General features: G+C 68.9%; 23 protein-coding genes. 11 read left to right on the top strand and 12 right to left on the bottom strand.

Annotated features, from left to right (window positions below):
- Positions 1–15: 15 nt before the first annotated feature.
- The gene (locus CGU35_RS03240; RefSeq protein ID WP_198519505.1) at positions 16–1,941 is read right to left on the bottom strand and encodes a BglG family transcription antiterminator; all 1,926 of its coding nucleotides are present in this window, start codon (positions 1,939–1,941) and stop codon (positions 16–18) included.
- Between the two features lie 177 nt (positions 1,942–2,118).
- On the opposite strand from CGU35_RS03240, the gene CGU35_RS03235 reads away from it, so the two are divergent.
- The 11 genes from CGU35_RS03235 to CGU35_RS03185 all read left to right on the top strand — a co-directional run bounded on the left by CGU35_RS03235 (position 2,119) and on the right by CGU35_RS03185 (position 12,823).
- Complete coding sequence (locus CGU35_RS03235; protein ID WP_100810191.1) at positions 2,119–2,475, top strand: PTS sugar transporter subunit IIB; 357 nt, start codon at positions 2,119–2,121, stop codon at positions 2,473–2,475.
- A gap of 42 nt (positions 2,476–2,517) precedes the next feature.
- Positions 2,518–2,802 (top strand): HPr family phosphocarrier protein, encoded by a 285-nt coding sequence (locus CGU35_RS03230; protein WP_100810190.1) that lies wholly within the window; start codon positions 2,518–2,520, stop codon positions 2,800–2,802.
- A gap of 2 nt (positions 2,803–2,804) precedes the next feature.
- Positions 2,805–4,484 carry a phosphoenolpyruvate--protein phosphotransferase gene (gene ptsP / locus CGU35_RS03225; RefSeq protein WP_100810189.1) on the top strand — a complete coding sequence of 560 codons (1,680 nt, stop codon included), beginning with the start codon at positions 2,805–2,807 and terminating at the stop codon, positions 4,482–4,484.
- Positions 4,484–6,043: a PTS mannitol transporter subunit IICB gene (locus CGU35_RS03220; RefSeq protein ID WP_100810188.1), complete on the top strand. Its 1,560-nt coding sequence runs from the start codon at positions 4,484–4,486 to the stop codon at positions 6,041–6,043. Before ptsP ends, CGU35_RS03220 begins: the two co-directional genes overlap by 1 nt.
- Positions 6,044–6,194: 151 nt before the next feature.
- A complete protein-coding gene (locus CGU35_RS03215; protein ID WP_100810187.1) occupies positions 6,195–6,635 on the top strand; it encodes a PTS sugar transporter subunit IIA in 441 nt (146 codons plus the stop codon).
- Positions 6,632–7,783, top strand: a complete 1,152-nt coding sequence (locus CGU35_RS03210) for a mannitol-1-phosphate 5-dehydrogenase (RefSeq protein ID WP_100810186.1) — start codon at positions 6,632–6,634, stop codon at positions 7,781–7,783. The genes CGU35_RS03215 and CGU35_RS03210 overlap by 4 nt, the downstream gene beginning before the upstream one ends.
- A gap of 84 nt (positions 7,784–7,867) precedes the next feature.
- Positions 7,868–8,815 (top strand): siderophore-interacting protein, encoded by a 948-nt coding sequence (locus tag CGU35_RS03205; RefSeq protein ID WP_232711126.1) that lies wholly within the window; start codon positions 7,868–7,870, stop codon positions 8,813–8,815.
- Between the two features lie 92 nt (positions 8,816–8,907).
- A complete protein-coding gene (locus CGU35_RS03200) occupies positions 8,908–9,942 on the top strand; it encodes an iron-siderophore ABC transporter substrate-binding protein (protein ID WP_100810185.1) in 1,035 nt (344 codons plus the stop codon).
- Positions 9,943–9,951: 9 nt separating this feature from the next.
- A complete protein-coding gene (locus CGU35_RS03195) occupies positions 9,952–10,998 on the top strand; it encodes a FecCD family ABC transporter permease (protein ID WP_198519504.1) in 1,047 nt (348 codons plus the stop codon).
- Entirely contained in the window at positions 10,995–12,020 is a 1,026-nt protein-coding gene (locus tag CGU35_RS03190; protein ID WP_100810184.1) for a FecCD family ABC transporter permease, read from the top strand. The genes CGU35_RS03195 and CGU35_RS03190 overlap by 4 nt, the downstream gene beginning before the upstream one ends.
- Positions 12,017–12,823 carry an ABC transporter ATP-binding protein gene (locus CGU35_RS03185; protein ID WP_100810183.1) on the top strand — a complete coding sequence of 269 codons (807 nt, stop codon included), beginning with the start codon at positions 12,017–12,019 and terminating at the stop codon, positions 12,821–12,823. Before CGU35_RS03190 ends, CGU35_RS03185 begins: the two co-directional genes overlap by 4 nt.
- On the opposite strand, the gene CGU35_RS03180 is transcribed toward CGU35_RS03185, so the two are convergent.
- The 11 genes from CGU35_RS03180 to CGU35_RS03130 form a co-directional block, all read right to left on the bottom strand.
- Positions 12,820–14,010, bottom strand: coding sequence for an MFS transporter (locus CGU35_RS03180; protein ID WP_100810182.1), 1,191 nt, complete (start codon positions 14,008–14,010; stop codon positions 12,820–12,822). The two genes, CGU35_RS03185 and CGU35_RS03180, sit on opposite strands and share 4 nt — an antisense overlap.
- Positions 14,007–15,122, bottom strand: coding sequence for an alanine dehydrogenase (ald, locus tag CGU35_RS03175; protein WP_100810181.1), 1,116 nt, complete (start codon positions 15,120–15,122; stop codon positions 14,007–14,009). The genes CGU35_RS03180 and ald overlap by 4 nt, the downstream gene beginning before the upstream one ends.
- A 109-nt stretch (positions 15,123–15,231) precedes the next feature.
- Positions 15,232–16,347, bottom strand: coding sequence for an adenosine deaminase (locus tag CGU35_RS03170; RefSeq protein WP_100810180.1), 1,116 nt, complete (start codon positions 16,345–16,347; stop codon positions 15,232–15,234).
- Between the two features lie 31 nt (positions 16,348–16,378).
- The gene (locus CGU35_RS03165; RefSeq protein WP_100810348.1) at positions 16,379–17,683 is read right to left on the bottom strand and encodes a thymidine phosphorylase; all 1,305 of its coding nucleotides are present in this window, start codon (positions 17,681–17,683) and stop codon (positions 16,379–16,381) included.
- A gap of 11 nt (positions 17,684–17,694) precedes the next feature.
- Positions 17,695–18,096, bottom strand: coding sequence for a cytidine deaminase (locus CGU35_RS03160; protein WP_100810347.1), 402 nt, complete (start codon positions 18,094–18,096; stop codon positions 17,695–17,697).
- 5 nt (positions 18,097–18,101) lie between these two features.
- Positions 18,102–19,385 (bottom strand): ABC transporter permease, encoded by a 1,284-nt coding sequence (locus CGU35_RS03155; protein WP_100810179.1) that lies wholly within the window; start codon positions 19,383–19,385, stop codon positions 18,102–18,104.
- Positions 19,382–20,647 carry an ABC transporter permease gene (locus tag CGU35_RS03150; RefSeq protein WP_100810178.1) on the bottom strand — a complete coding sequence of 422 codons (1,266 nt, stop codon included), beginning with the start codon at positions 20,645–20,647 and terminating at the stop codon, positions 19,382–19,384. The genes CGU35_RS03155 and CGU35_RS03150 overlap by 4 nt, the downstream gene beginning before the upstream one ends.
- The gene (locus CGU35_RS03145; protein ID WP_100810177.1) at positions 20,644–22,140 is read right to left on the bottom strand and encodes an ABC transporter ATP-binding protein; all 1,497 of its coding nucleotides are present in this window, start codon (positions 22,138–22,140) and stop codon (positions 20,644–20,646) included. Before CGU35_RS03145 ends, CGU35_RS03150 begins: the two co-directional genes overlap by 4 nt.
- Positions 22,141–22,242: 102 nt before the next feature.
- Positions 22,243–23,310, bottom strand: a complete 1,068-nt coding sequence (locus tag CGU35_RS03140) for a BMP family lipoprotein (RefSeq protein ID WP_100810176.1) — start codon at positions 23,308–23,310, stop codon at positions 22,243–22,245.
- A 184-nt stretch (positions 23,311–23,494) separates the two neighbouring features.
- The gene (locus CGU35_RS03135; protein ID WP_232711125.1) at positions 23,495–24,499 is read right to left on the bottom strand and encodes a nucleoside hydrolase; all 1,005 of its coding nucleotides are present in this window, start codon (positions 24,497–24,499) and stop codon (positions 23,495–23,497) included.
- Positions 24,496–25,608: a mannose-1-phosphate guanylyltransferase gene (locus CGU35_RS03130; protein ID WP_100810175.1), complete on the bottom strand. Its 1,113-nt coding sequence runs from the start codon at positions 25,606–25,608 to the stop codon at positions 24,496–24,498. The genes CGU35_RS03135 and CGU35_RS03130 overlap by 4 nt, the downstream gene beginning before the upstream one ends.
- Positions 25,609–25,756 lie beyond the last annotated feature (148 nt).

Genomic DNA, 25,756 nt, shown 5'->3' with positions numbered 1-25,756 from the left:
ACGGCCCGTCGCCCTTCATCCGTCGATGACCGCGACGAGTTCGTCCAGGAAGGCGGCGAACGTCACGCCGCGACGCAGGATCCGCTGTACGCTCTCGCGCTCCGAGAACACCTCGACGAGCTGTTCGAACACGGTCTGGAACGCGGCGCGATCGCCCTCGCTGAACGCGACGAGCGCCACGACATGCACGCGGGAGTCGCCCCAGGGCACGGACTGCTCCGATACCGCGATCGAGATCGCCGTGCGCGTCGCCGTCATCGTCAGCGCGTGCGGCACGGCGAGCGAATCCGTGAAAGCGGTCGACGACAGCCTCTCGCGCTCGATCGTGCGCTCGATGTAGTCCTCGTCGATGACCGAGGCGCGCACGAGCGGCTCACCGAGGCGCCGGATGATCGCCTCTTCCGATTCGGCCGAATCCAGGCCCCGCACGAACGCGGCGGCATCGAAGTACTGCTCGAGCTCGCCTCGCAGCCGGGCCAGTCGTCGCCCGCGCCGCACGCGCGCCGCCGCGGCGGCGACCCGGTCGACATCACCCTCGGTGAGGAACGGCTGCACGCGCACGATGCGATCGGATGCCTCGGGCGGGGCGATCGTCGTCAGCACCAGGTCGGTCGAGATCGCCGACCAGTCGGGGTCCGCGCGCGTGTCCACGGTCACGACCTCGATCGCGCGGCCGAGAGACCTGTCGACGCTCGATCGCAGCAGCTCGTGCAGTTCGTAGTAGCCCGGGCAGACGATCGTGGCCGTCACGATCGCATCCGCCCGCCTGCTGCGTTCGAGTCGTCCACCGACGTGCATCGCGATGTACGCGAGTTCGTCGTCATGGAGTTCGAGGGCGAGCCGTTCCTGCAGTTGCAGGGCGAGGAACACCGCGACCTCGAAGATCATCGGATAGCTCGACTTGATCGACCGCGTCAGAGGATTTCGCGACCAGGCGCCAACCCGGGACCGATGCCGCAGGTTCTGCACGTGCAGGGCGAGGCGCAGGACGAAATCCTCGTGGTCGAGGTCGACCCCGAACTCGTCGACGGCGCGACTCACCGCGTCGCGCACCGCGGACTCGACATCGGGCTCGAGCATCTCGCGCTGGTCGCCGCCCTCGTCCGCGGGCGCGACGACGCGCGTCTGCAGCAGCGTCGCGAGGTGACGGCGGTCGGCGAGCCCGAGCTCGACGCCGAAACGATCCTCGGAGAGGCGCCCGACGATCTCGGCCACGCCCGAGTCGATACCGGGGCTCTCGTCTTCGTCCGGGGCATCCGTGATCACCCGACGGCGCCGCGTGCGGTCCACGGCGATCGCAACGTGCAGCAGCACATCGGTTATCGCGTACTCGTTGATGTAGAAGCCGTGCGCCGCGAGCTCGCCCACCAGGTCGTCCTTGAACGCCGCGAGCGCGTCCGGGTCGACGTATTCCGCGGCCAGGGAACGGCGCAGAAGAGGTGTTCCGAGGGATCCGGCATCCATTTCGTCGTGCACGAGCCTGCTGAGCAGGCGCCGCTGGGCTTCTTCGGGACCACGCAGCCGCAGAATGCTCCCCGACCGCTCGAGGGTCAGCCCCGCGCCCGCGAGCAGAGCCCGAACCCGTGCCAGGTCCCCCTCGAGCGTCGCTTCACTGACGAACAGAGCCGCCGCGGTCGCGTAGACGTCTATGCCGTCTTCGGCGTCGAGCAGCGCCCGCACGAGCGCGTGCAGTCGATCACGCGGTGTCGAGGCATCCGGGGCCACGTTGTGCAGCGACGCGACCGTCGCGGAATCGATCCGGTAGCCGAACGGACCGGATTCGATCGGGTCGACATCCGCGAGGCGCGCGTTGATGGCGGTGACGTAGCTGCGGATGCTGCGCGGCGTCACACCGAGGGCATCCGCGAGTGTCGCCGCGGTGACCCACTCGCCGTCGCGCGCGAGCAGCGCGATGACCCGGTCCTGTCGCGCCCTCGTCACGCGCCGCCGTCCCTTCCCCGATGACGCGCCGACTGATTCGCGCGTCCGCTCTCAGTCAATCACGCCCCCCGCGCCGAGCGGCGACGACCGGCTTCGCTTTCCGCGGGGGCGGAAAGCGAAGTGCATTGTCGGCTCACAGCCAACTCACAACAATGGAACGGAAGGAGGTCCGGATCGATGAGGATCCTTGTGGTCTGTGGCGCGGGAGCGTCCAGCACCTTCGTGGCGATGCGTCTGCGCCATGCCGCGCAGAACGCCGGTCTCGCGGTGCAGGCACTCGCCGGCGCCGTGGAGTCGCTGGCCGTCGACCTCGATTCCGCCGACATCCTCCTCGTCGCGCCGCACCTCGCCCGCAGCCTTCCCGACCTCGAGCACCTCGCGAAGCAGCGCGGCGTTCGCGTCATCCTGCTCCCCGACGACGTCTTCTCCGACCTCGACGGATCGCGGACGCTGCAGGCGGTGCTGCCGGCGCTCACGACCGACGCCCCGCTCACCGCCACCGAAGTCCGGCTCACGTCCCCGACAGACCACTGATTCCCGCCCCGACCACTGACTCCCCGACCGAAAGGACACCCCATGGCTGAGATCACACGCACCGTGCGTATCGGATCTTCACACGGACTGCATGCGCGCCCCGCGAAGATGTTCGCGCAGGCGGCGAAGGAGGCCGGGTTCCCCGTCACGGTCGCGAAGGACTCGGGCAAGCCGGTCAACGCGGCGAGCATCCTCGGCGTCATCTCGCTCGGTGTCGAGCACGGCGACTACGTCACGCTCGGGGTCGACACCGATGACGCCGATGCGGGTGAGGCGACGCTGGACCGCCTGGCCGAGCTGCTCACCACCGACCACGACGCGGCGTGAGCATGGCAGAGCTGCGGGGCGTCGGGATCGGCCTGGGTGTCGCCCAGGGTCCTGTCGCGCGCATGGCCGAACCCCTGCCCGCGCCCGCCGACACGGCGAGCGCCCTGACCCCCGCAGAGGAGACGAAGCGCGCCCGCGCCGCGGTTGCCGAGGTGGCACGCGAGCTCGAGTCGCGCGCCGTCGCCGCGGGCGGTCTAGCGCAGGAAGTGCTCGAGGCCCAGGCGATGATGGCCGAGGACCCGACCCTCGAAGAAGAACTCGACACCCGCATCGAGGCGGGAAAGACGGCGGAGTTCGCCGTCTTCGACGCATTCCAGTCGTTCCGCGCACAGCTCGAGGCCGTCGGCGGCTACCTCGGCGAGCGCGCCGCGGACCTCGATGACGTCGCCCAGCGCGTCATCGCGAACCTGCGCGGTGTTCCGGCTCCGGGCGTGCCCGACCCGGGGCATCCGTTCGTGCTCGTCGCGAAGGACCTCGCACCGGCAGACACCGCCCTGCTCGATCTCGACATGGTGCTGGCCCTGATCACGACGGAGGGCGGCCCGACATCGCACACGGCGATCCTCGCCCGCGAGAAGTCGATCGTCGCGGTCGTCGGCGTGGCCGGCGCGAAGGATCTCGCGGACGGCGACACGGTGATCGTGGATGCCGCGGCGCACGTCGTCATCACGGAGCCGACCGGCGAGGAGCTCGCCCGGGCGCAGAACCGCGCGGACGCACGACGCGACGCGGCCTCGGCCCCGATCACGCCGGGCGCCCTGTCGGACGGGACGCCCGTGCCGCTGCTCGCGAACCTCGGCTCGCCGAAGGGTGCCACCGAGGCCGTCGAACTGGGGGCCGAGGGCGTCGGCCTGTTCCGCACCGAGTTCCTGTTCCTCAGCGCGAGCCAGGCCCCGACCGTCGAGCAGCAACGCGAGTCGTACGTGCAACTGCTGGAGGCGTTCCCCGGCAAGAAGGTCGTCGTGCGCGTGCTCGATGCCGGGGCGGACAAACCGCTGCCGTTCCTGAACGACGCGCACGAGGAGAACCCCGCCCTGGGGCTCCGGGGACTGCGGGCGCTGCGCGCGAGCGAGGACATCCTGCGCGAGCAGCTGACCGCGCTGGCGGAAGCGGATGCTCGGACCTCGGCCGACCTCTGGGTCATGGCGCCGATGGTCGCAACGGTGGAAGAGACCGAGTACTTCGTGGCGATCGCCCGCGAGTACGGGCTGAAGACGGCCGGAGTGATGATCGAGGTGCCCTCGAGCGCTCTCCTGGCCGACCGCGTCCTCGCGCACGCCGACTTCGCCTCGATCGGCACGAACGACCTGACGCAGTACACGCTCGCGGCGGATCGCCTGCTCGGCTCGGTCGCATCGTTCCAGGACCCGTGGCATCCCGCCGTGCTCCGGCTGATCCGCGAGGTCGGCGACGCCGGGCGCGAATCGGGCAAGCCGGTCGGCATCTGCGGCGAGGCGGCGGCCGACCCGCTGCTCGCCGTCGTGCTCGTGGGCCTCGGCGCGACCACCCTGTCGATGGCGCCCACGGCGCTCGCCGATGTCCGAGCGATCCTGCTCAATCACTCCCTCGGGGATGCACGTCGCATCGCCGAGGCAGCCCTCGCCGCGGACGACGCGGCATCGGCACGATCCGCGGCCCTGGCCGCATCCATCCCCACACCAACCAAAGAGGAGACACACTGATGACAACGACGTCAGCCCCCGCGACCGCGGGCGGCAGCAAGGCGCGAGTCGGAGTCCAGCGCTTCGGCACGTTCCTGTCCGGCATGATCATGCCGAACATTCCCGCGCTGATCGCGTGGGGCATCTTCACCGCGTTCTTCATCGCGGTCGGGTTCACCCCGAACGCCGACCTCGCCACGATCGTCGGCCCGTTCATCCACTACCTGCTGCCCCTGCTGATCGCCTACACCGGCGGCAGCATCGTCTATGGCATCCGAGGCGGCGTGGTCGCCTCGATCGCCACGATGGGCGCGATCGCCGGTTCCGACCTGCTGATCGCCCAGGTGAATGCGACGCTGCCGGCCGACAACCAGCTCGGCCAGGTGCACATGTTCATCGGTGCGATGATCATGGCCCCGCTCTCGGCGTACACCATGAAGTGGCTCGACAGCCTCTGGGAGGGCAAGATCCGCGCGGGCTTCGAAATGCTCGTCAACATGTTCTCGGCGGGCATCTGGGGCTTCGCGATGGCCATCGTCGGGTTCTACCCCGTCGCGTGGCTCGTCAACGGCCTGATGCAGATCCTTTCGAACGGGGTCAACTGGCTGATCGAGCTCAACCTGCTGCCCCTCACGAGCATCCTGATCGAGCCCGCCAAGGTCCTGTTCCTCAACAACGCCGTCAACCACGGTGTCCTCACGCCGCTGGGCATCCAGCAGGCCTCCGAGAACGGCTCGTCGATCCTGTTCCTGCTCGAGGCCAACCCCGGCCCTGGCGTGGGGCTGTTGCTCGCGTTCGCGTTCTTCGGACTCGGGGCGGCACGCGCCTCGGCACCCGGTGCCGCCATCATCCAGTTCTTCGGTGGCATCCACGAGGTCTACTTCCCCTATGCGCTCATGAAGCCGGTCCTCATCCTCGCGCTGATCGCGGGCGGCATGACGGGTGTCACGACGAACATGGTCCTCGGTGGTGCGCTGCGTGCGCCCGCTGCGCCCGGCAGCATCATCGCGGTGATCGCGCAAACCGCCTCGGGGGCGTACTTCGCGGTCATCCTGTCGGTGATCCTGTCGGCGGCGGTCACCTTCGTCATCGCGGCTGTGATCCTGCGCGCATCGCGTAAGCGCGACCTCGCGGCGATGGCGGCGACGGACGACGCGTTCGGCGCGGCGATCACCCAGACCGAGGCGGCGAAGGGCAAGTCCTCGGACGCGCTCAGCAACCTCCGCGGCGGCGCCGCGACCTCGACGGGCGGCGGCGTCGAGCCGGCCGTGATGACCGAGCGGACGATCAGCAACATCGTCTTCGCGTGCGACGCGGGCATGGGATCGTCGGCCATGGGCTCGAGCGTCCTGCGCAACAAGATCAAGAAGGCGGGCATCGAGGATGTCACGGTCACCAACAAGGCGATCGCGGCTCTCGACGGGTCGGCCGACCTGGTCATCACGCAGAACCAGCTCACCGACCGCGCGCGTCAGAAGACGCCCGAGGCGATCCACGTCTCGGTCGACAACTTCATGAACTCGCCGAAATACGACGAGGTCGTGGAGCTCGTGCGCGACCAGCACCAGGATGGTGCGTAGGGTCTGATCCGTTTGCGGGGTCGGTCGGCCCTTCGGCCCCGGCCCCGCAGCGCTCTCCCGCACGACCGTGTCCCACTCTTGCTCGCTATCGGCCCCCCGAAGCGAGCAAAAGTGGGACACGCTAGAGGTTGTTCAACAGAAAGGCGACACCATGGCACGCGACGTCCTCACCCTCGGTCAGGTCCGCATCCACTCCGGCTCCGCAACGCGGGAGGAGGCCATGAAAGAGGCCGCCGACATCCTCGAAGCCGCGGGCGCCGTCACGCCCGCGTACTTCGACGCGATGCAGCAACGGGAGATGACCGTCTCGACCTACATGGGCAACGAACTCGCGATCCCCCACGGGACGAACGAGACCAAGGATGCGATCCTCGCCTCCGCCCTCTCGGTCGTCCGTTACGACGGCGGCGTCGACTGGGGCGGGGAGCCCGTCACCTTCGTCATCGGCATCGCCGGCAAGGGCGATGAGCACCTCGAGATCCTGTCCCAGATCGCCCTGGTCTTCTCGGACGAGGACGAGGTCGCCGTCCTCAAGGGCGTCGCGTCGCCCGAAGAACTCTTCGCGGTGCTGAGCGCGGTGAACGAATCGTGAAGGCCGTCCACTTCGGGGCCGGTAACATCGGGCGCGGCTTCGTCGGCCTGCTTCTGCACGAGGCGGGTTACGAGCTGGTTTTCTCGGATGTCTCGGCGGCCCTGGTCGACGCGATCAACGCCTCGACGTCGTACACCGTCCACGAGGTCGGCACCGGCGGTGTCGACAAGGTCGTGACCGGTTTCCGCGCGATCAACAGCGCCGAGCACGCCGACGAGGTGATCGACGAGATCGCCGGAGCGAACATCGTGACGACCGCCGTCGGCCCGACCGTCCTGAAATTCGTCGCGCCGGTCATTCTGGCGGGACTGGCGCTGCGCGATCCGTCCTCTCCGCCGCTGCAGATCATGGCGTGCGAGAACGCGATCAACGCCACCGACGTGCTGCGCGACCTCATTCGCGAGCAGGCCGGCGAGGCCTGGGATGCCGTGGCGAGTCGCGCCGTGTTCGCCAACACCGCCGTCGACCGCATCGTGCCCGCCCCGCAGGACAACCCCGGCGTCGATGTGACGGTCGAGCCCTTCTACGAGTGGGCGATCGAGCGTCCGCCGCTCGGCGACGATCCTCCGCAGATCCCCGGTGCGCACTTCGTGCACGATCTCACGCCGTACATCGAGCGGAAGCTGTTCACGGTCAACACCGGCCACGCCACGACGGCGTACTACGGCGCGCAGGCGGGCGTCGAGCGCATCTCGGACGCGCTCGCCATACCGGAGATCGCCGATCGGGTCAGCGCGACCCTCGAAGAGACATCCGCGCTGCTCGTCGCGAAGCACGAACTCGACCCGGGTGGGCTCGCCGAGTATCGCGCGCGGATCCTCGATCGCTTCCGCAATCCCGCGCTGCCCGACACGGTGAGGCGGGTGGGGCGCCAGCCGCTGCGCAAGCTGTCGCGTCACGAGCGCTTCGTGGGACCCGCCGCCGAGGCGGCGGAGCGCGGGCTGCCGACCTCCGCGCTGGTGGCCGCGATGGGCGCCGCCCTCGCCTTCGAGGACGCGGAAGACCCGCAGTCGGTGGACGCGCAGCGGATGCTCCGTGAGCTGAGTGCCGTGGAGTTCACGGCGACGGTGACCGGGTTGGAGCCCGAGCATCCGCTGTTCGCACGGGTACAGGCGGTCGTCGCGAAGCGGCAGGCCGAGCTCGCCTGAGCCCTCGCGAGAAACGCCCGGGCACCGGTGCGGTTCACCGGCCAGGCTTTGCACGTCGATCGGTGTTCGCTTAGCCTTACCTAAGTGAACACTCAGACGCGGACCCTGCCGAAGCGCTCCCCCGACGTCGCCTTCGTGCCGATGCTGGCCGAGGTCGCACGCATCGAGGTCGTGAGCCCGACGTTCCGCCGATTCACCCTCACCGGTCCGGAGCTGCACACCGTGGCAGACAACCGGTTCGACCAGCGGTTCAAGATCCTGTTCCCCGTCCCGGGCGCGGACATCGCGGAGCTGCCCCTGGAGGACGACTGGTACGGCGCGTGGCGCGACCTCGACAATGCCGTGCGGCCACCCATGCGGACCTACACGGTGCGAGAGGTCCGGCCCGAGGCATCCGAGTTCGATGTCGACATCGCCCTGCACGGCCGCATCGGACCCGCGTCCACCTGGGCGCTCGACGCGCGCGTGGGCGATCGGATCGTGGTGTGCGTGCCTCATACCGGCTACGCCGGGGACTTCCACGGGGGCGTCGACTGGCGGCCGCCGGCCGAGGTCGACCGGGTGCTGATCGCCGGGGACGAGACGGCCCTGCCCGCGGTGTCGGGGATCCTCGAGCGACTCACCGACGACGCGCGCGGCATCGCCGTCGTCGAGGTGCCGGATGCGCGTGATGCCGCAGCGCTCGCCCTGCCCCCGCGCGGCGTCGAGGTACGCGTCGTCGTGCGAGGCGACGCAGCCGTGGGCACCGAGCTGATCCCGTCGGTACACGCCGCCGCCGCCGAACTGCTCGATGGCCCGTCGACGACGACCGCCGAACTCGAGGACGTCGACATCGACGCGGGCCTCCTCTGGGAGGTCCCGACCGACGCCCAGGGTGATCCGCTGCTCACGCGGGCACCCTTCTACGCGTGGCTGGCCGGTGAGGCGCAACCCATCAAAGAACTGCGGCGACACCTCGTTTCCGAGCGCGGCGTCGACCGCAAGGCCGTGGCCTTCATGGGCTACTGGCGCCGTGGCCGTGCCGAGATGTGACGCCCGCGTCGGTAACAATTCGAGGCGGGCATCCGGTTAGGTTAGCCTGTCCTTAGCGAGAATCCTCGCGCCCTCCCCGGAAAGGACCATCCATGAGAGTGCCCCGCAGCATGGGCCTGCTCGTTGCAGCAGCCCTCACCTCGACAGCCCTCGTCTCGTGCGCATCGCCGGCCGCCGACGGTGACACCTCGACCGGATCCGCCGCAGAAGGCTTCCCCGTCACGATCGAGCACGCTTTCGGCGAAACCACCGTCTCCGAGAAGCCGGAGCGCGTCGCCACGGTCGCCTGGTCGAACCACGAGGTACCCCTCGCGCTCGGCGTCGTGCCCGTCGGGATGAGCAAGGCGACGTGGGGCGATGACGACGGCGACGGTGTGCTGCCGTGGGTCGAAGAGCGCCTCGAAGAGCTCGGCGCCGAAACCCCCGTGCTGTTCGACGAGACCGACGGCATCGACTTCGAAGCCGTTGCCGACACCGATCCCGACGTGATCCTCGCCGCCTACTCGGGCCTGACGCAGGAGGACTACGACACGCTCTCGCAGATCGCCCCCGTCGTGGCCTACCCCGACGTCGCCTGGGGGACGTCGTACGAAGACATGATCCGCCTCAACTCCGAGGCGATCGGGCTCGCGGCCGAGGGCGAACAGCTGATCACGGACTTGCAGGGCGAGGTCGCCGACGCGCTCGCCGCCTACCCCGAGCTCGACGGCAAGAAGGTCCTGTTCTCGTACATCGATCCGAAGGACTTCAGCCAGATCGGCTTCTACACCAGCCACGACACGCGCCCCGGTTTCCTCGAGGCGAACGGTCTTCCCGCACCCGCCATCGTCGCCGAGATGTCCGCCGACACCGAGGAGTTCTACCTGCAGGTCAGCGCCGAAGAGGCCGACCGCCTCTCGGACGTCGATATCTGGGTGACCTACGGCGACGCAGACGGCGCCTTCGTCGAGGCGATCAAGGCCGACCCTCTGCTGTCGCAGATCCCCGCTATCGCGAACGGCCAGATCGCGGTGCTCGAGAACTCCACGCCGCTCGCGGCCTCGGCGAACCCGTCGCCCCTGTCGATCGGTTGGGGCATCGATGAGTACTTCGCCGTGCTCGCCGGCGCACTGTCGCAGAACGACTAGCACCCACCCGTGACCACCGTCAGGCCGGGCGTGCGACCGACCGGAGTCGCCGCGCTGCGGCGGCCCGTCGGCGTCCGCCTGGCCTGGCTGTTCGCGGGGCTCGCTCTTCTCGTCCTCCTGGGCGCGGCATCGCTGGCCTTCGGCGCGCGGGATGTCTCGCTCACCGAGGTCCTCGCGGCACTGGGCGGAGGGGCGGAGGGCGTCGGCGAGGCCGCCGTCACGCTCCGGATGCCTCGCACGGTGCTGGCCATGCTGGTCGGCGCCGCGCTCGCCCTGTCGGGCTGCGCCATGCAGGCCATCACCCGCAATCCCCTGGCTGACCCCGGCATCCTCGGGGTGTCATCCGGGGCGGCGCTCGCCGTCGTGGTCGGCATCGCCTTCTTCGGCCTCAGCAATCCCTACTCCTACATCGGTGTCGCAACACTCGGAGCGGCCGCGGCATCCGCCTTCGTGTACGCCGTCGGCTCGATGGGACGCGGCGGCGCCACGCCGCTCAAGCTCGCCCTCGCGGGTGCCGCGTCCGCCGCCGCCTTCTCCTCGCTCGTCAGCGCGATCCTGCTCCCCCGCGTCGACATCCTCGAGACCTTCCGCTTCTGGCAGATCGGTGGCGTCGGCGGCGCCAGCTGGGACAGGATCCTCGTGGTCGCGCCATTCCTCGGCCTCGGCGCGCTGATCTGCCTGATCAGCGCACGGGGCATGAACTCCCTCGCCCTCGGGGACGACATGGCCGCGGGTCTCGGGGTCCAGGTCGGTCGGACGCGCCTGCTCGCCGCCGTCGGCGCCGTGATCCTCGCGGGAGCGGCCACGGCGATCGCGGGGCCTATCGGCTTCGTCGGCCTGGTCGTGCCGCACCTCTGCCGCCTGCTGGTGGGTACGGATCATCGCTGGCTCCTGCCCTTTTCTGCCATCGCGGGCGCCGCACTGCTGACCCTCGCCGACGTCGTCGGACGCATCATCACCCGCCCGGAAGAGATCGACGTCGGCATCGTCACCGCATTCATCGGAGCACCGGTCTTCATCTGGATCGTCAGGAGACAGCGGGTGCGGGAACTGTGACCCTCGACTCCGTCATCGCGGGCCGCCGTGCCCGATTCCGCCGACGCGCCGGAAGAATCGCGGTTCTCGGTGCCGCCGTTTTCGTCGCGTACGGCGTGACACTCATGGTCGGGCAGACCCTCTATTCACCCGGCGAGGTGATCCAGGTGATTCTCGGGCAGCAGGTACCGGGCGCATCCTTCACCGTGGGCACCCTTCGGCTGCCGCGCGCCACGCTCGGCCTGCTGGCCGGAGCCGCGTTCGGACTGGCGGGTGTGACGTTCCAGACCCTGCTGCGCAACCCGCTCGCCTCGCCCGACGTGATCGGAATCAGCGCGGGCGCGAGCGCGGCCGCCGTCTTCGCCGGGGTGACACTCGGTCTCGGCGACCGCGAGGTTTCGATCTTCGCGCTGGTCGCCGCGCTCGTCACGGCCGGTGCCATCTACCTGTTGTCGTACAAGGCGGGCTTCTCGGGCATCCGGCTCATCCTGATCGGAATCGGGGTCGGAGCCATGCTCGACAGCCTGATCACCTATCTGCTCTCGCGGGCCGCCGCATGGGACCTGCAGGTCGCGATGCAATGGCTGACGGGGAGCTTGAACGGCGCGTCCTGGGAGCGGGTGCTGCCCCTGCTCGTGGTCGTCGCCCTGTTCGCACCTCTCCTGGCGGGATCGTCGCGGTCCTTTGCCGCACTTCACCTCGGCGACGATTCTGCGGCGGCACTCGGGGTCCGAACGAACAGCATGCGACTGCTGATGATCCTCGCCGCCGTCGTCCTGCTCGCGTTCGCGACCGCCGCGAGCGGCCCCATCGCGTTCGTCGCCTTCATGGCCGGTCCGATTGCGGCACGGATCGTCGGACACGGCGGGTCGCTGATGGTGCCGTCGGCGCTCGTCGGCGCGCTGCTCGTGCTCGTCGCGGACCTCGTGGGCCAGTTCGCCTTCGGCACGCGCTATCCCGTCGGCGTCATCACCGGCGTGCTCGGTGCCCCGTACCTGATCTATCTCCTCATTCGGAACAATCGCGCGGGAGGCTCACTATGACGCACGCGGATCGGCTCTCGGCAGAATCGCTCACCCTCGCGTACGGCGACCGAGAGGTCGTACACGGCCTCGACCTGTCGATCCCGTCCGGGCAGATCACGGCGATCGTGGGACCCAACGGGTGCGGCAAGTCGACCGTCCTGCGCGCCCTGGCCCGTCTGCTCAAGCCCCGCAGCGGCGCCGTGCTGCTCGATGGTGAAGAGATCCACCACCTGCCCTCGCGCGAGGTCGCGCGGCGCCTGGGACTGCTGCCGCAGAGCCCCACCGCACCCGAGGGGATCGTCGTGGCGGACCTGATCGGCCGGGGCAGGCATCCGCACCAGCGCTTTCTCGCCCGCTGGACCGCGGCCGACTACGCCGCCGTAGCGGATGCCCTCGACGCGACGGGGATCGCCGACCTCGCGGATCGAGCCGTCGACGAGCTGTCGGGCGGGCAGCGGCAGCGGGTCTGGATCGCGATGGCGCTGGCGCAGCAGACCGACATCCTGCTGCTCGACGAGCCGACGACGTTCCTGGATGTCACCCACCAGATCGAGGTGCTCGACCTGCTGACCGACCTCAATCGCTCCCGCGGCACGACGATCGCGATGGTCCTGCACGACCTGAACCTCGCCGCACGGTACGCCGATCGGCTGGTGGCCGTTCGCGAGGGCGGCATCCATGCGTTCGGGCGCCCGGACGACGTCATCACCGCCGAGGTCGTCGGCGAGGTCTTCGGCCTCGACTGCCAGGTGATCATCGACCCCGTGTCGGGCGCTCCGCTCGTGCTCCCCCGGGGTCGCTATCACTCCGCCGCCGGCTAGACCCCCGAGCCAGACCCTCCGACAGCGCTCCGGCGCGTCAGCCGCCCCAGCGCCAGCGCCGCGGGAACGACAGCGACGAGCACGACGAGCGGCAGCAGGAACGCCAGGCCCAGGCCGATCGACTCTCCGATCAGGCCGGTGGCGACGGCGCCGACGATCGCTCCCGCGTAATTGAACAGGTTCACACGGGCGACCAGCTCGTCGCTGCGCTCGGCCGAGACCAGCCCTGCCGCCGTGAAGGTCACGGGAACCAGGGCACCCGCCACGACCCCGATCAGCGCGAATCCGATCAGAGCGGCGGGAAGCGTCGGTATGAACGCGACGAGCGCGCAGCCCGGCACGCCGATCGCCAGGGCTCCCAGGGCGAGCGTGGACGTCGACACCCGGCGCGAGAAGAAATCCACACTCAACCGCGACAGCAGCACGACGACCAGGTATGCGCCGTAGGCGAGGGGCGCGGTCGCCGGAGGCACGTCGAGGGTGCCGTCCGTGTACACGCTGCTCCACGACGCAACCGCCGAGTCCGCCGTGAACGCCGCGAAGATCAGGGCGCCGAGGATCAGCACCGGGCGCCAGGGTAGCCGACCCGCACGGGCCTGGGAGGTCGACCGTGCGGCGTGCTCGGGGATCAGCGTGCGGGACCCGACGACGGCCACGGCGATGTTCACGACGGCAAGGGACAGCAGCGCGGTGGTGACATCCATCTCGGCACCCAGCACCGTCGACATCACGATCGTCGCGGTGATCGCGGCGAGCGTGTTCACGGCGAAGTACCGGCCGAGAAGCGTTCGCTCGCGACCGCGTTGCGCGAGCACGCCCTGCATCGCGGACGACGCGTCGATCGCGCCCAGACCCACGCCGTAGATCACGACACCCAGCACATACGCCTCCAGCGGCAGTCCCGAGCCGACCGTCGCGAGACCCAGGGCCTGCAGGGCGAGCCCGACCAGCACGGCCATCCGGCTGTTGCGACGCACCGAGATCACGTTCGCGAGCATCGATCCGGCCGCCGCGGTGAGCGCCAGCGAGAGGAGCAGAATCGAGACGAGGGTGTCGCTCAGCTCGTAGCGGTCCTTCATCGCGGGAAAGGACGTCACCATCATGGCGAACCCGAGACCCTGCACGGCATAGACGGCACCGACCGCCGCGATGCTGACCCGGCTCGCGGGCGCGACCGCCAGCGTCACCTCGGGCGCCGTTCCACCGATCCGCGGGCCGACCCCAGAGCGGCGGCGACGCGCTCGTTGGTGACCCGGCCATCGCGGACGTTGAGCCCGCGCGCGAGCGCCGGATCACGGTCGAAGGCTTCGTCGACCCCTCGATCGGCCAGGGCGAGCACGAACGGCAGAGTGGCGTTCGTCAGCGCGCGCGTCGAGGTCTCCGCGACGGCGCCGGGCATGTTGGCGACGCAGTAGTAGATCGCGTCGTGCACCGCGAAGGTGGGATCGTCGTGCGTCGTCGGACGCGATCCCTCGAAGCATCCGCCCTGATCGATCGCGATATCCACGAGGACGGAGCCCGCCTTCATCGTGGCGACCATCTCGTCCGTGACGAGCTTCGGTGCGGCCGCGCCGGGAATCAGGACGGACCCGATCACCAGGTCGGCATCCCTCACGAGTTCAGCGATCGTATAGGGGGTCGAATAGCGTGTCTGGATGCGACCCGAGAACTGGATCTCGAGCGCCCGCAGGCGTGCCAGCGAGACGTCGACGATGGTCACGTCCGCGCCGAGCCCGACGGCGTTCGCTGCCGCGTGCTCACCCGCGACCCCGCCACCGATGACGACGACCTTCGCCCGAGGCGTCGCCACCACCCCGCCGAGCAGCGTGCCTCGCCCGCCCGATGAGCTCATCAGGTGGTAGGCGCCGACGGTGACGGACAGGCGCCCCGCGACCTCGCTCATCGGAGACAGGAGCGGGAGCGAGCCGTCCGCGCTCTGCACGGTCTCGTACGCGATGGCGGTCGTGCCCGCTGCGACGAGCGCATCGGCGAGGGCCGGGTTGGCGGCCAGGTGCAGGTAGGTGAACACGACCTGGTCCGCGCGTAGGTGGCCGTACTCCGAGGCGATCGGCTCCTTGACCTTCAGCAGCAGGTCGGCGGCGGCCCACACCTCGTCCGCCCGCGCGAGGATCGTCGCACCCGAGCGGATGTAGTCCTCATCGCTGATCCGAGAACCCGCTCCGGCGCCGGACTGCACGACGACCTCGTGCCCTCGTCGCACGAGCGCGTCGACGCCGGGCGGCGTCATGGCGACGCGGTTCTCGTTGTTCTTGACCTCGGCGGGGATTCCGATGCGCATGAGTGCCTCCAGAGGGATGTGCGACTTTCGCCCGACAGGGCCTGATGCGGGAATCCAACGGCGTCGTCGCGGCGTTGCAGATGTCTCGGTCGCCGCCCGAGTCCGCCTGCTACCGGTCGAAGCCCTCGGCGATCAGCTCGATCAGCTCCTCACGCTCCTCGACCGTGAGGAACGCGCCCGCGGCCGCGTTCAGCTGGAACGTCTGCAGGTCGTCGAGGTCGTAGTCGAACGCTCGCGCCAGCAGGGCCAGCTCGCGCGTGAGCGACGTGCGGCTCATCGTGCGGTTGTCGACGTTCACGGTCACCGAGAACCCGAGCTGGTACAGCAGATCGAAGGGGTGATCGGAGAGGTCTGTGCCCCAGGCCTCGATCGCACCCGTCTGCAGGTTCGATGACGGCGAGAGCTCCAGCGGGATCTCACGGTCGCGCACCCAGCGCGCGACCGGTCCGAACGTCACCAGGACCTCGTCGCCCGAGCGCGACACGACGTCCAGATCGGAGGCGATCCGGACACCGTGGCCGATGCGCAGGGCGCGGCCATCGATCAACGCCGAACGGATGGAGTCGATGCCCGCGGCCTCGCCGGCGTGCACCGTGACGGGGAAGAACTCCGAGGCGAGATAGTCGAATGCGGGGCGCAGCCGCGATGCCGGAAAGCCGTCCTCGGGCCCGGCGATATCGAAGCCGACGACGCCGCTCTCGCGATGGCGCACCGCGAGTTGAGCGATCTCGAGCGAACGATCCGTGTGTCGCATCGCGCTCAGGATCTGACCGACACGGATGCTGTGGCCCGCACGTTCCGCGGCGTCCTCGCCCTCCTCGATCCCCGACTGAACCGCCTCAACGGCCTCGTCGAGGCTCAGACCCCCGACCACGTGCAGCTCGGGCGCCCAACGCACCTCGCCATAGATGACGCCATCGTCGGCGAGGTCTTCGACGAACTCGCGCGCGATCCGCGTCAACGCCTCACGCGTCTGCATGACGCCGACCGTGACGTCGAACGCCGACAGGTACTCCACGAGCGAGCCCGAGTCGGTGCGTTCCTCGAACCACTCGGTCAGGCCATCGACGCCGGCGCCCGGCAGGTCGATCCCCGCCGCTTCGGCCAGCTCGACGACGGTCTCGATGCGTACCGCGCCGTCGAGGTGGTCGTGCAGGCTGACTTTCGGCAGGGATCGCAACGAGACGCCCTCCAGGCTGAAGTCGCCGTTCGCGTCGATCGTCATGCGATCGCCTTCCTCTCGAGTCGGTCGTTCGTCATGCGGTGATGCGTTCGCGCACCAGGGGTGCGCGCTCCGTCGCGTCGGCCGGGTCACCGATCGACCAGGCACCATCGAGCGCATCGAGCGCACGATCGAAACGCGCGGCGTCGTCGGCGAGCAGGGTGAAGATGGGCTGCCCCACCGACACGGTGTCTCCGGGTTTGACGTGCAGATCGATACCCGCGGCGTGGATGACCGCGTCTTCGGCACGGGCGCGTCCGGCGCCCAGGCGCCACGCGGCGATGCCGAACGGAAGGGCTTCCATCCGCGACACGACACCGGCGCGGTCGGCCGTGATCGTGTGCGTCTCGCGCGGCGTCGGCAGCGCAGCATCCGGATCGCCGTCCTGCGCACGGATGAGAGCCCGCCAGGCATCCATGGCCCGGCCATCGGCGAGCGCACCCTCGACGTCGGCGTCGGGTCGTCCCGCGAGCGCAAGCATCTCGCGCGCGAGCGCGATCGTCAGCTCGACCACGTCGGCGGGGCCGCCGCCCGCGAGCACCTCGACCGATTCGCGCACCTCGTTCGCATTGCCGATCGCCAGCCCGAGCGGGGTGTTCATGTCGGTCAGCAGCGCCGTGGTCGCGACGCCCGAGTCCGTGCCGAGCGCCACCATCGTGCGAGCGAGTTCGCGCGCACGATCGATGTCCTGCATGAACGCTCCCGACCCGAACTTGACGTCGAGGACGAGCGCATCCGTGCCCTCGGCGATCTTCTTCGACATGATGCTCGACGCGATCAGCGGGACAGCCTCGACGGTTCCGGTCACGTCGCGCAGGGCGTAGAGCTTCTTGTCCGCGGGAGCGAGTCCCGAACCGGCGGCACAGATCACGGCACCGACCTCGCGCAGCTGCGCGAACATCTCGTCGTTCGACAAAGCCGCGCGCCATCCCGGGATCGACTCGAGCTTGTCGAGGGTTCCGCCGGTGTGCCCGAGGCCGCGCCCCGAGAGTTGCGGCACGGCGACGCCGAAGGATGCGACGAGCGGCGCGAGCGGAAGGGTGATCTTGTCCCCCACACCACCGGTCGAGTGCTTGTCGACGGTCCGCTTGCCGAGCCCCGCGAAGCTCATCCGCTCTCCGGACGCGATCATCGCATCCGTCAGCACCCGGATCTCGTCGCGCTCCATACCGTTCAGCAGCACCGCCATCGCGAACGACGACATCTGGGCATCGGAGACGTATCCCCGTGTGTACGCGTCGACCATCCAACGGAGCGCGGGTTCGGGAACCGCTCCCCCGTCGCGCTTGGCGCGGATCACGTCGACGGCGTCGAACGCCTCGAGGGATTGAGAAGACACGGCGCGCGCCGTCACCGTGCGACTTCTTCGAGATCGCGCGGGCCGAAGGCATCCGGCAGGACCTCATCGATCGTGCGGATACCCGAGACCGTCTCGAGAAGCATGCCCGGCAGCGCGAACTCGTTCAGCAGCTGTCGGCAGCGGCCGCACGGCATGATCGTCTCGCCGTTGTTGTTGACGCAGACGAACGCCACCAGCTGCCCCCCGCCCGACATCTGCAGGTCGGAGACGAGTCCGCACTCCGCGCAGAGCCCCACCCCGTACGAGGCGTTCTCGACGTTGCAGCCCGAGACGATCCGCCCGTCGCTGACGAGCGCCGCGGCGCCGACGCGATACCGCGAATACGGAGCGTACGCGCGCTGCATGGCGTCGGTCGCAACCGCGCGCAGTTCGTCCCAGTCGATGTCGGTCAAGATTCTCACTCCTTGATGTAGGGCTTGCCCGCGGCCTTCGGGCCGATCACCCGGCCGGCGACGACGGCGACCGCGATGATCGTGACGACGTAGGGGGTCATCTCGATCAGGTCGGGCGGAAGCGCGGAACCGGCCTGGCCGGCCCAGACGCGGAAGTTGCTGCTGAATCCGAACAGCAGGGCGGCGGCGGCCATCCCCCACGGGTTCCAGCGGCCGAGGATGACGGCGGCGAGGGCGATGAAGCCCTGCCCGGCGCTCATCTCTCGGACGAACGGACCGACCGCGCCGATCGTGAGGGCCGCACCGCCGAGGCCGGCGATCAGCCCGGCGAGGCTGACGGTCCAGAAGCGCCAGCGGTTGACGTTGATGCCCACCGTGTCGGCCGCGAGCGGGTGCTCGCCCAGAGCCCGGATGCGCAGGCCCCACTTGGTGCGGAAGAGGATGAACCAGACCAACGGAACGAGGATGAACATCAGGTACGTCGTGATGCGCTGGTTGAAGACGACGGGACCGAGCACCGGGATGTCCGCCAAGAACGGGATCGCGATGCGCGGCAACGTGCCGGGATTGTTGAGCGCGGCCGAATTCTGCGACAACACGGACGAGTACAGGAAGTTCGTGATCGCGCTGACCAGACCGATCAGGACGACGCCGACGACGACCTGGTCGACGAGATAGCGGATCGAGAACACCGCGAGGATGACCGAGACGAGCGAGCCCGCGACCATGGCCGCGATGAGCGCGACGAGGTAGCTCCCCGTCGACGAGGCCACGAATGCCGCGACGAAGGCACCGGCGAGCAACTGGGCTTCGATCGCGATGTTCACGATGCCGACGCGCTCGCCCAGCACACCCGCCAGGCCGCCGAGGACGATCGGGGTCGAGAGGGCGATCGCGCCCGTCAGGAGGAACACGACGGGCACGTTCCCGCCCGCGCCCACCCACGCGACGAGGCCGGCAAGGAACGCCAGGCCGACGATGAGGATGATCCAGACCGGCACCTTGCGGCGGTTCGCCGCGTACCAGAACGATGCCCCGGCGGCGATCGCCGCGATCAGACCCGTGACGATGCCGACGAGCCGGGACGTGGACTCCAGCGCGGGGAGCACGATCGAGTCCGCCGCGTTCGACCAGACGAATCGGACGGGCTCGTCGCGACCCAGCAGACCGAACGCGATGAGGGCGACACCGGCCACGATCGCGAGCAGCACCGGGGTGCGCCATTTGCGCGGGGCGAGCGAGGCGACCTGTGTCACCTCGGGCTCGATGTGCGTCGCGACGGCGCTCATTGGACTTCTTCCTTCGCCTCGAGCTGCGGTTTGGACCTGGTATTGAGTTCGGTCACTTCGCGCGGCTTCGGCAGGAACCGGAAGATCGCCCGCACCAGGGGCGGGGCGGCGATGAAGAGCACGATCAGGCCCTGGATGACACCGAGGATCTCGGGCGAGACATCCGCCAGCTGCATCGTCGGGCTCGCGGCGCGGAACATGCCGAACAGGATGCCCGCCAGAAGCACACCGGGCGCTGTCGAGCTTCCGAGCAGGGCGACCGTGATCGCGTCGAATCCGATACCGGAATCGATCCCCGGCCCGAAATTGCCGTCGCGTCCGAGCGACTGGTTGATGCCGGCGAGACCGATGAAGAGGCCCGACAACACCATCGCGGTGATGTACATACGACCCACGTTGACGCCCGCGGCGCGTGCAGCGTCGGGGTTGAGCCCCACCATCCGCAGACGGAATCCGAGCGACGACCGCTCCATCAGCCACCAGTAGACGATGACCGCCACCAGGCACAGGATGAAGCTCACTCGCAGATCGAAGCCCTCGCCCAGGATGCGGGGGAACACGGCCGTCTCGTCCGGCGGCCTCGTCGTGGGGTTGTTTCCGCCGTCCATGTCGTGCAGGACCGGCGTGCGCATGAGGTAGGTCGCGAGCGAAACCGCGATGTAGTTCATCATGATCGTGACGATGACCTCGTGGGCGCCCGTCTTGGCCTTCAGGAAACCGGCGATGCCCGCCCAGAGTCCCGCGCCGACGAAGCCGAAGATCATCGCGACGATCAGGTGCAGGCCCCACGGCAGGTGCAGCTGGAACGACGCCCATGCCGACCAGATCGCGCCCATCACGAGCTGCCCCTGCCCACCGATGTTGAACAGGCCCGCACGGAAGGTGAGGGCGACACCCAGGCCGGCCGCGATGAGCGGCCCGGCGAAACGCAGCGACTCGACGAGTGGACGGATGCCGGCCTCGAACGACGTTGCGGTGTAGTTGTAGATCGCCCCGCGGAACAGCGCGGCGTAGGCGTTGCCGATCGCTTGGCCGGCGGCGACGAAGAAGTCGCCCGGACGCGAGAAGAAATAGCTCAGGGTTCCGAGCACATCGTCGTTCGTGAAGACGATCAGGATGGATGCGACGGCCAGCGACAGGATGACGGCGGCGATCGTGCGGACGAAGCCGCCCGCGGCGATGTCGTGCAGGACGTCGTTCCAGCGCGGGCGTCCGGCTTCGGCGGGGGTGGGGGCCTGCGGGGCGGCCTGTGCCGTGCTCATTCCGTGACTCCTGCCATCAGGCGACCCAGCTTTTCGCGGGGTGTGTCGGCCGGGACGATGTCGATGATCGCTCCGCGGTACATGACGGCGATCCGGTCGGCGAGGGCGATGACCTCGTCGAGCTCGGTCGAGATGATGAGCACCGGAACGCCCGAGTCGCGCACCGCGATGATGCGCTCGTGGATGAACTCGATCGAACCGACGTCGACGCCGCGGGTCGGCTGCGACGCGACGAGCAGCTTGAGGTCGCGCCCCAACTCCCGCGCCAACACGACCTTCTGCTGGTTCCCCCCGGACAGACGACCGACCAGCGTGTCGCGGCTGGGCGTGCGGATGTCGAAGTCCGTGATCGCCTGCTCGGCGAAACGGTCGCGGTGGGCGAAGTCGATCGACGGTCCCTTGGTGAACGGTCCCGAGAACGATCGGTCGATCATGAGGTTCTCGGCGACCGAGAACTCGGCCACGAGTCCATCGACCGTGCGGTCTTCGGGAACGAAGCCGACGCCGCTCTCGAGCACGTGACGGACGTCCTCCGACACGAGCTCCTTGCCGTGGAGCGTGATCGATCCGCGAGCCTTGTCGCGCAGCCCCACGATCGTCTCGGTGAGCTCGGTCTGGCCGTTGCCCTGGACGCCCGCGATGGCGAGCACCTCGCCCTCACGGATCGAGAACGACACGTCATCGAGCTGGCGGACGCCGGCCGGACTGAACAGGGTCAGGTCGCGAACGACGAACACCTCATCGCCGAGCTTCGGGGCGTCCTTGTGCACGGTCAGCTCGACGTCGCGTCCGACCATGAGCGCGGCGAGCTCGTCGGTCGACGCACTGGGCGGGGCCTCTCCGACGACCTTGCCGAGGCGGATGACGGTGATGGTGTCGGCGACGGCCTTGACCTCGCGCAGCTTGTGGGTGATGAAGACGATCGACGTGCCGTGCTCGGCGAGCCGACGCATCGTCGCCATCAGTTCGTCGGTCTCTTGCGGGGTCAGGACGGCGGTCGGTTCGTCGAGCACGAGGACCTTCGCCTCGCGCGAGAGCGCCTTGATGATCTCGACACGCTGCTGTGCTCCGACGGGAAGGTCCTCGACGAGCGCATCCGGATCGATGTGGAATCCGAACCGTTCGGAGATCTCGCGCACTCGGCGGCGCGCCTCGGGCAGGTTGATCACGCCCGCCCGGGTGGGCTCGTGGCCGAGCATGATGTTCTCGGCGACCGTGAACACCGGGATCAGCATGAAGTGCTGGTGCACCATCCCGATTCCGGCCGACATCGCCTGGCCGGGGCCGGAGAAGTGCTGGGGAACGCCATCGAGAAGGATCTCTCCCTCGTCGGCCTGGTACAGCCCGAAGAGGACGTTCATGAGGGTGGACTTGCCGGCGCCGTTCTCACCGAGCAGGGCGTGGATCTGGCCCGACTCGACGGTGATGCTGATGGCGTCATTGGCAACAAGGGATCCGAATCGCTTCGTGATCCCGCGGAGCTCGAGTTTCATGGTCCACCCATCCTGCCGGAAACCGGCCCCAGACGACACAAACCGGGGCGACCGATCGGCCGCCCCGGAATGCGTGCGTGCGTCGTTTCGGCGCTCGTGTCGTTACGGCGCAGCGAGCGGGTCGATCGACCCGTCGATGATGCCGGCCTTCAGCTCGTCGAGCTTCGTCTTGATCTCGTCCGAGACCTTGTCGTCGAACTCGCCGAAGCTGCTGAGCGCGGTGCCGTCGTTCGCCAGGGTGCCGATGTAGGGCTCGATGTCGAACGCCTCACCGTCGGCGAGCGCCTGGATGACGTCGAACACGGCCTGAGTCATGCGCTTCTCGACCGAGGTCAGCGTGATGTCGGCGAGCTCGGGCTGCGTGACGGCGATGTCCTTGTCGACACCGAGCATGACGGCGTTGCCGCCGGACTCGCGGATCGCCTCGGCGGTGGCCGTGAACAGGCCACCGGCGACCGGGAAGATCACGTCGGCGCCGGCGGTGAGCTGGCCCTCAGAGATCGACTTGGCCAGGCCGGTGTTCTCGAAGTCGCCCACGAAGTCGGTCATGCCGACGACGGTGACCGGGGTGCCGGTCTCCTTCTCGTAGTACTTCGCGCCGTTCTCGAAGCCCTTCATGAAGACGGTGACGGCGTCGATGTCCATGCCGCCGTACGTGCCGACCGTCTTGGTCGTCGAGTAGGCCGCGGCGAGGTAGCCCGCGAGGAAGCTGGACTCGGCCATCGAGTACTGGATGGGCTTGAGGTTGGTCTCGCCCGAGTTCCAGCCGTCGATCCAGACGAAGTGCGCGTCGGGGTTGTCGTTCGCGACGTTGGTCATGACGTCATTGATCGAGAAGTTGAAGCCGACGGCGAAAGTCACGTCGCAGCCTGCCTCGACCATCGCGGTCAGGTTGGGCTCGAAGTCTTCACCGCTGGAGGACTCCAGGCCCTGGATCTCGACGCCCAGTTCGTCCTCGGCCTTGACGAGGCCGCCGTAGGCCGCCTCGTTGAAGCTCTTGTCGTTCCAGCTGCCCTCGTCGGAGACGGCGCAGGCCAGGAAGTCGGTGTCGGCAGCGGGCGAGCCGCTCGCGTCGTCCTCGGGGGCGGCACCACAGGCGGTGAGCATGAGGGCGGCGACGCCGGCGATCGCTGCGGCGCCGAGCGCGCGCTTGCGGGTGAATGATTTCACGGGATTCCTCTCTTGGTTCAGCCCCGGGAACGCGAAGCGAGCCGGGACGGACAAAGAAACGTTACGTCGTGTGACGCGACTCCCGACACCGCTGACGGGCTCTGGGCGCGAAGCGTTATCAAAGCGCTACCGATCCGAAACATGACCGTTCGCGGCCCCATCGCATGCGGCCGCGAACGTGACGTCAGAACCCGCGGATAGACCTGCTCGGGGCGACGTGCGCGGCAAGCAACCGACGGATGTAGCCGAAGAATCCGTCCGCGTCGACGCGCTCGATGACGCGGGCGTTCGGCTCCAGGTCGTGCACTCCCCAGGACATCGCCGAATAGCCACGTGTCAGGTCCGACCCCGTCTCGACGTCGACGGCGTATCGCGACGACTCGAGAACGAGCTCGGGACGCACCAGCACGGCCGCTGTGAGCGAGTCGGGATGCGTCGACCCCGGGATGCCGACCGACTCGTCGAACGCCAGCGTGGTGTCGACGATGCGCGTGAAGAAGGCCGCGAGGGGCGTTCCGATCTCGGCGAGCTCGGCAAGCCGGTCGCGCGAGAAGACCGCATCGCGCAGGGTCAGCGGGTCCCACGGGATGACGGTGATGTCGAAGCCCGCGGCGAAGACGGCCTTGGCGGCCTCGGGGTCGACGTAGAAGTTGTACTCGGCCGCGGCCGTGATGTTGCCCCGCCCGTTGTTCGAGCCGCCCATGATGTAGAGCTCGCCGACGTTCCGGACGAAGTCGGGGTCTTTCACGAGCGCCGTGGCGATGTTCGTCAGCGGCCCGATCGCGACGATCCGGAGCGTACCCGGGTTCTCGGCGGCCAAGCGGATGAGGGCGTCTACCCCGTGTTCGGCGGACACCTCGAGGCCGTCCTCGTCGATCGAGAGACCGCCGGAGCCGTCGCCGTGGACGTTCTCGGCCGAGACCCAGTCGCGCACGAGCGGACGCCGGCAGCCGAGGTGGATCGGCACCTCGCCGAGGCGGCCCGCGGCGGCGAGCGTCAGGTGGGCGTTGCGCACCTGCTGGTCGAACCCGACGTTACCCGCCACCATCGTGATGGCGAGCAGGTCCGCGGCCGGATCGAGCAGCCCGACGAGCAGGGCGACACAGTCATCCTGCGCCGTGTCGGTGTCGATGACGAGAGGGATCGGGCTCTGTGCGTCGACGGCCTCGGCAACCGCATCTGCGGTCACAGGACTTGGCCCTGTCCACTGAGCTTCAGGGCATCCACGACGCCCTTGACGCGCTGGGCGTGCTCGCTCGTCGTGACGAGCAGCGCGTCCTCGGTGTCGACGATCACGATGTCCTGCACCCCGATGACGCTGATGACGCGCTTGGTCTGCGAGACGACGATGCCGCTCGAGGCATCCGCCAGCACTCGCGCGTTGCCGCCGAGGATGGCGAGCTCGCCTCGGCCGTGGGAGTTCAGTTTCGCCAGGCTGGCGAAGTCCCCGACGTCGTCCCAGTCGAAGTGCCCCGGGATGACGGCCAGACGTCCCCGTTCGGCGGCCGGCTCCGCCACGGCGTAGTCGATCGCGATCTTCTTCAGCCGCGGCCAGACACGGTCGACCACGGGACCGCGGCGATCGCGATCGTCCCACGCCTCGGCGAGTTCCATGAGCCCCGCGTGGAGTTCGGGCTCGTTGCGCTCGATCTCGGCGAGCAGCACGTCGGCACGCGAGATGAACATTCCCGCGTTCCACAGATAGGAGCGGTCCGCGAAGTACTGCTTGGCGGTTTCGAGGTCGGGCTTCTCGACGAATCGCTCGACGGCGGCCGCCTCGGGCGCCCCGTCGACGACCAGCTCGTCGCCCTTCTTGATGTAGCCGAAGCCGACGGATGGTTCGGAGGGTTGTATGCCGATCGTGCAGATGTACCCCTCGCGCGCGACGGAAACCGCCTGCTGCACCGCGAACTCGAACGTCCGCACGCCGCGGATGACGTGATCGGCCGCGAACGAGCCGATGATCACGTCGGGCTCGCGGCGCGACAGAACGGCGGCCGCCAGCCCGATCGCGGCCGCGGAATCGCGGGGCTCGGATTCGAGCAGCACGTTGGCGTCCGTGATGTCCGGCAGCTCCGCCTCCACGGCCGCGCGGTGGGCGCGACCCGTGACGACGGCGATGCGGTCGTCCCCCGCCAGCGGCGCGAGCCTGTCCCAGGTGTCGCGCAGGAGCGTCTGCCCCGACCCCGTCAGGTCGTGCAGGAACTTCGGGGCGTCGGCGCGAGAGAGCGGCCACAGCCTGCTACCCACACCGCCCGCCGGGATGACGGCGTAGAAGCCTTCGATCGGATGTGCCATGCAGCCAGGGTAGCCGGGGCGCTCCCCTGCCATCGAACCCGCCCGAACTCTCTCGACATCGAGATAGTTAGGGTGACCTAATCGCCTTACCGTCGTCGACCGGGAATAGGATGTTCGTAGTGTTCGGGCCGCGTCGGCTCGGCGCATC

This window comes from Microbacterium sp. BR1 (assembly GCF_002812725.1).
Taxonomy (GTDB): Bacteria; Actinomycetota; Actinomycetes; order Actinomycetales; family Microbacteriaceae; genus Microbacterium.
The sequence above is the reverse complement of the archived record's forward strand: the minus strand, read 5'-3'. Positions and strand labels throughout refer to the sequence as shown.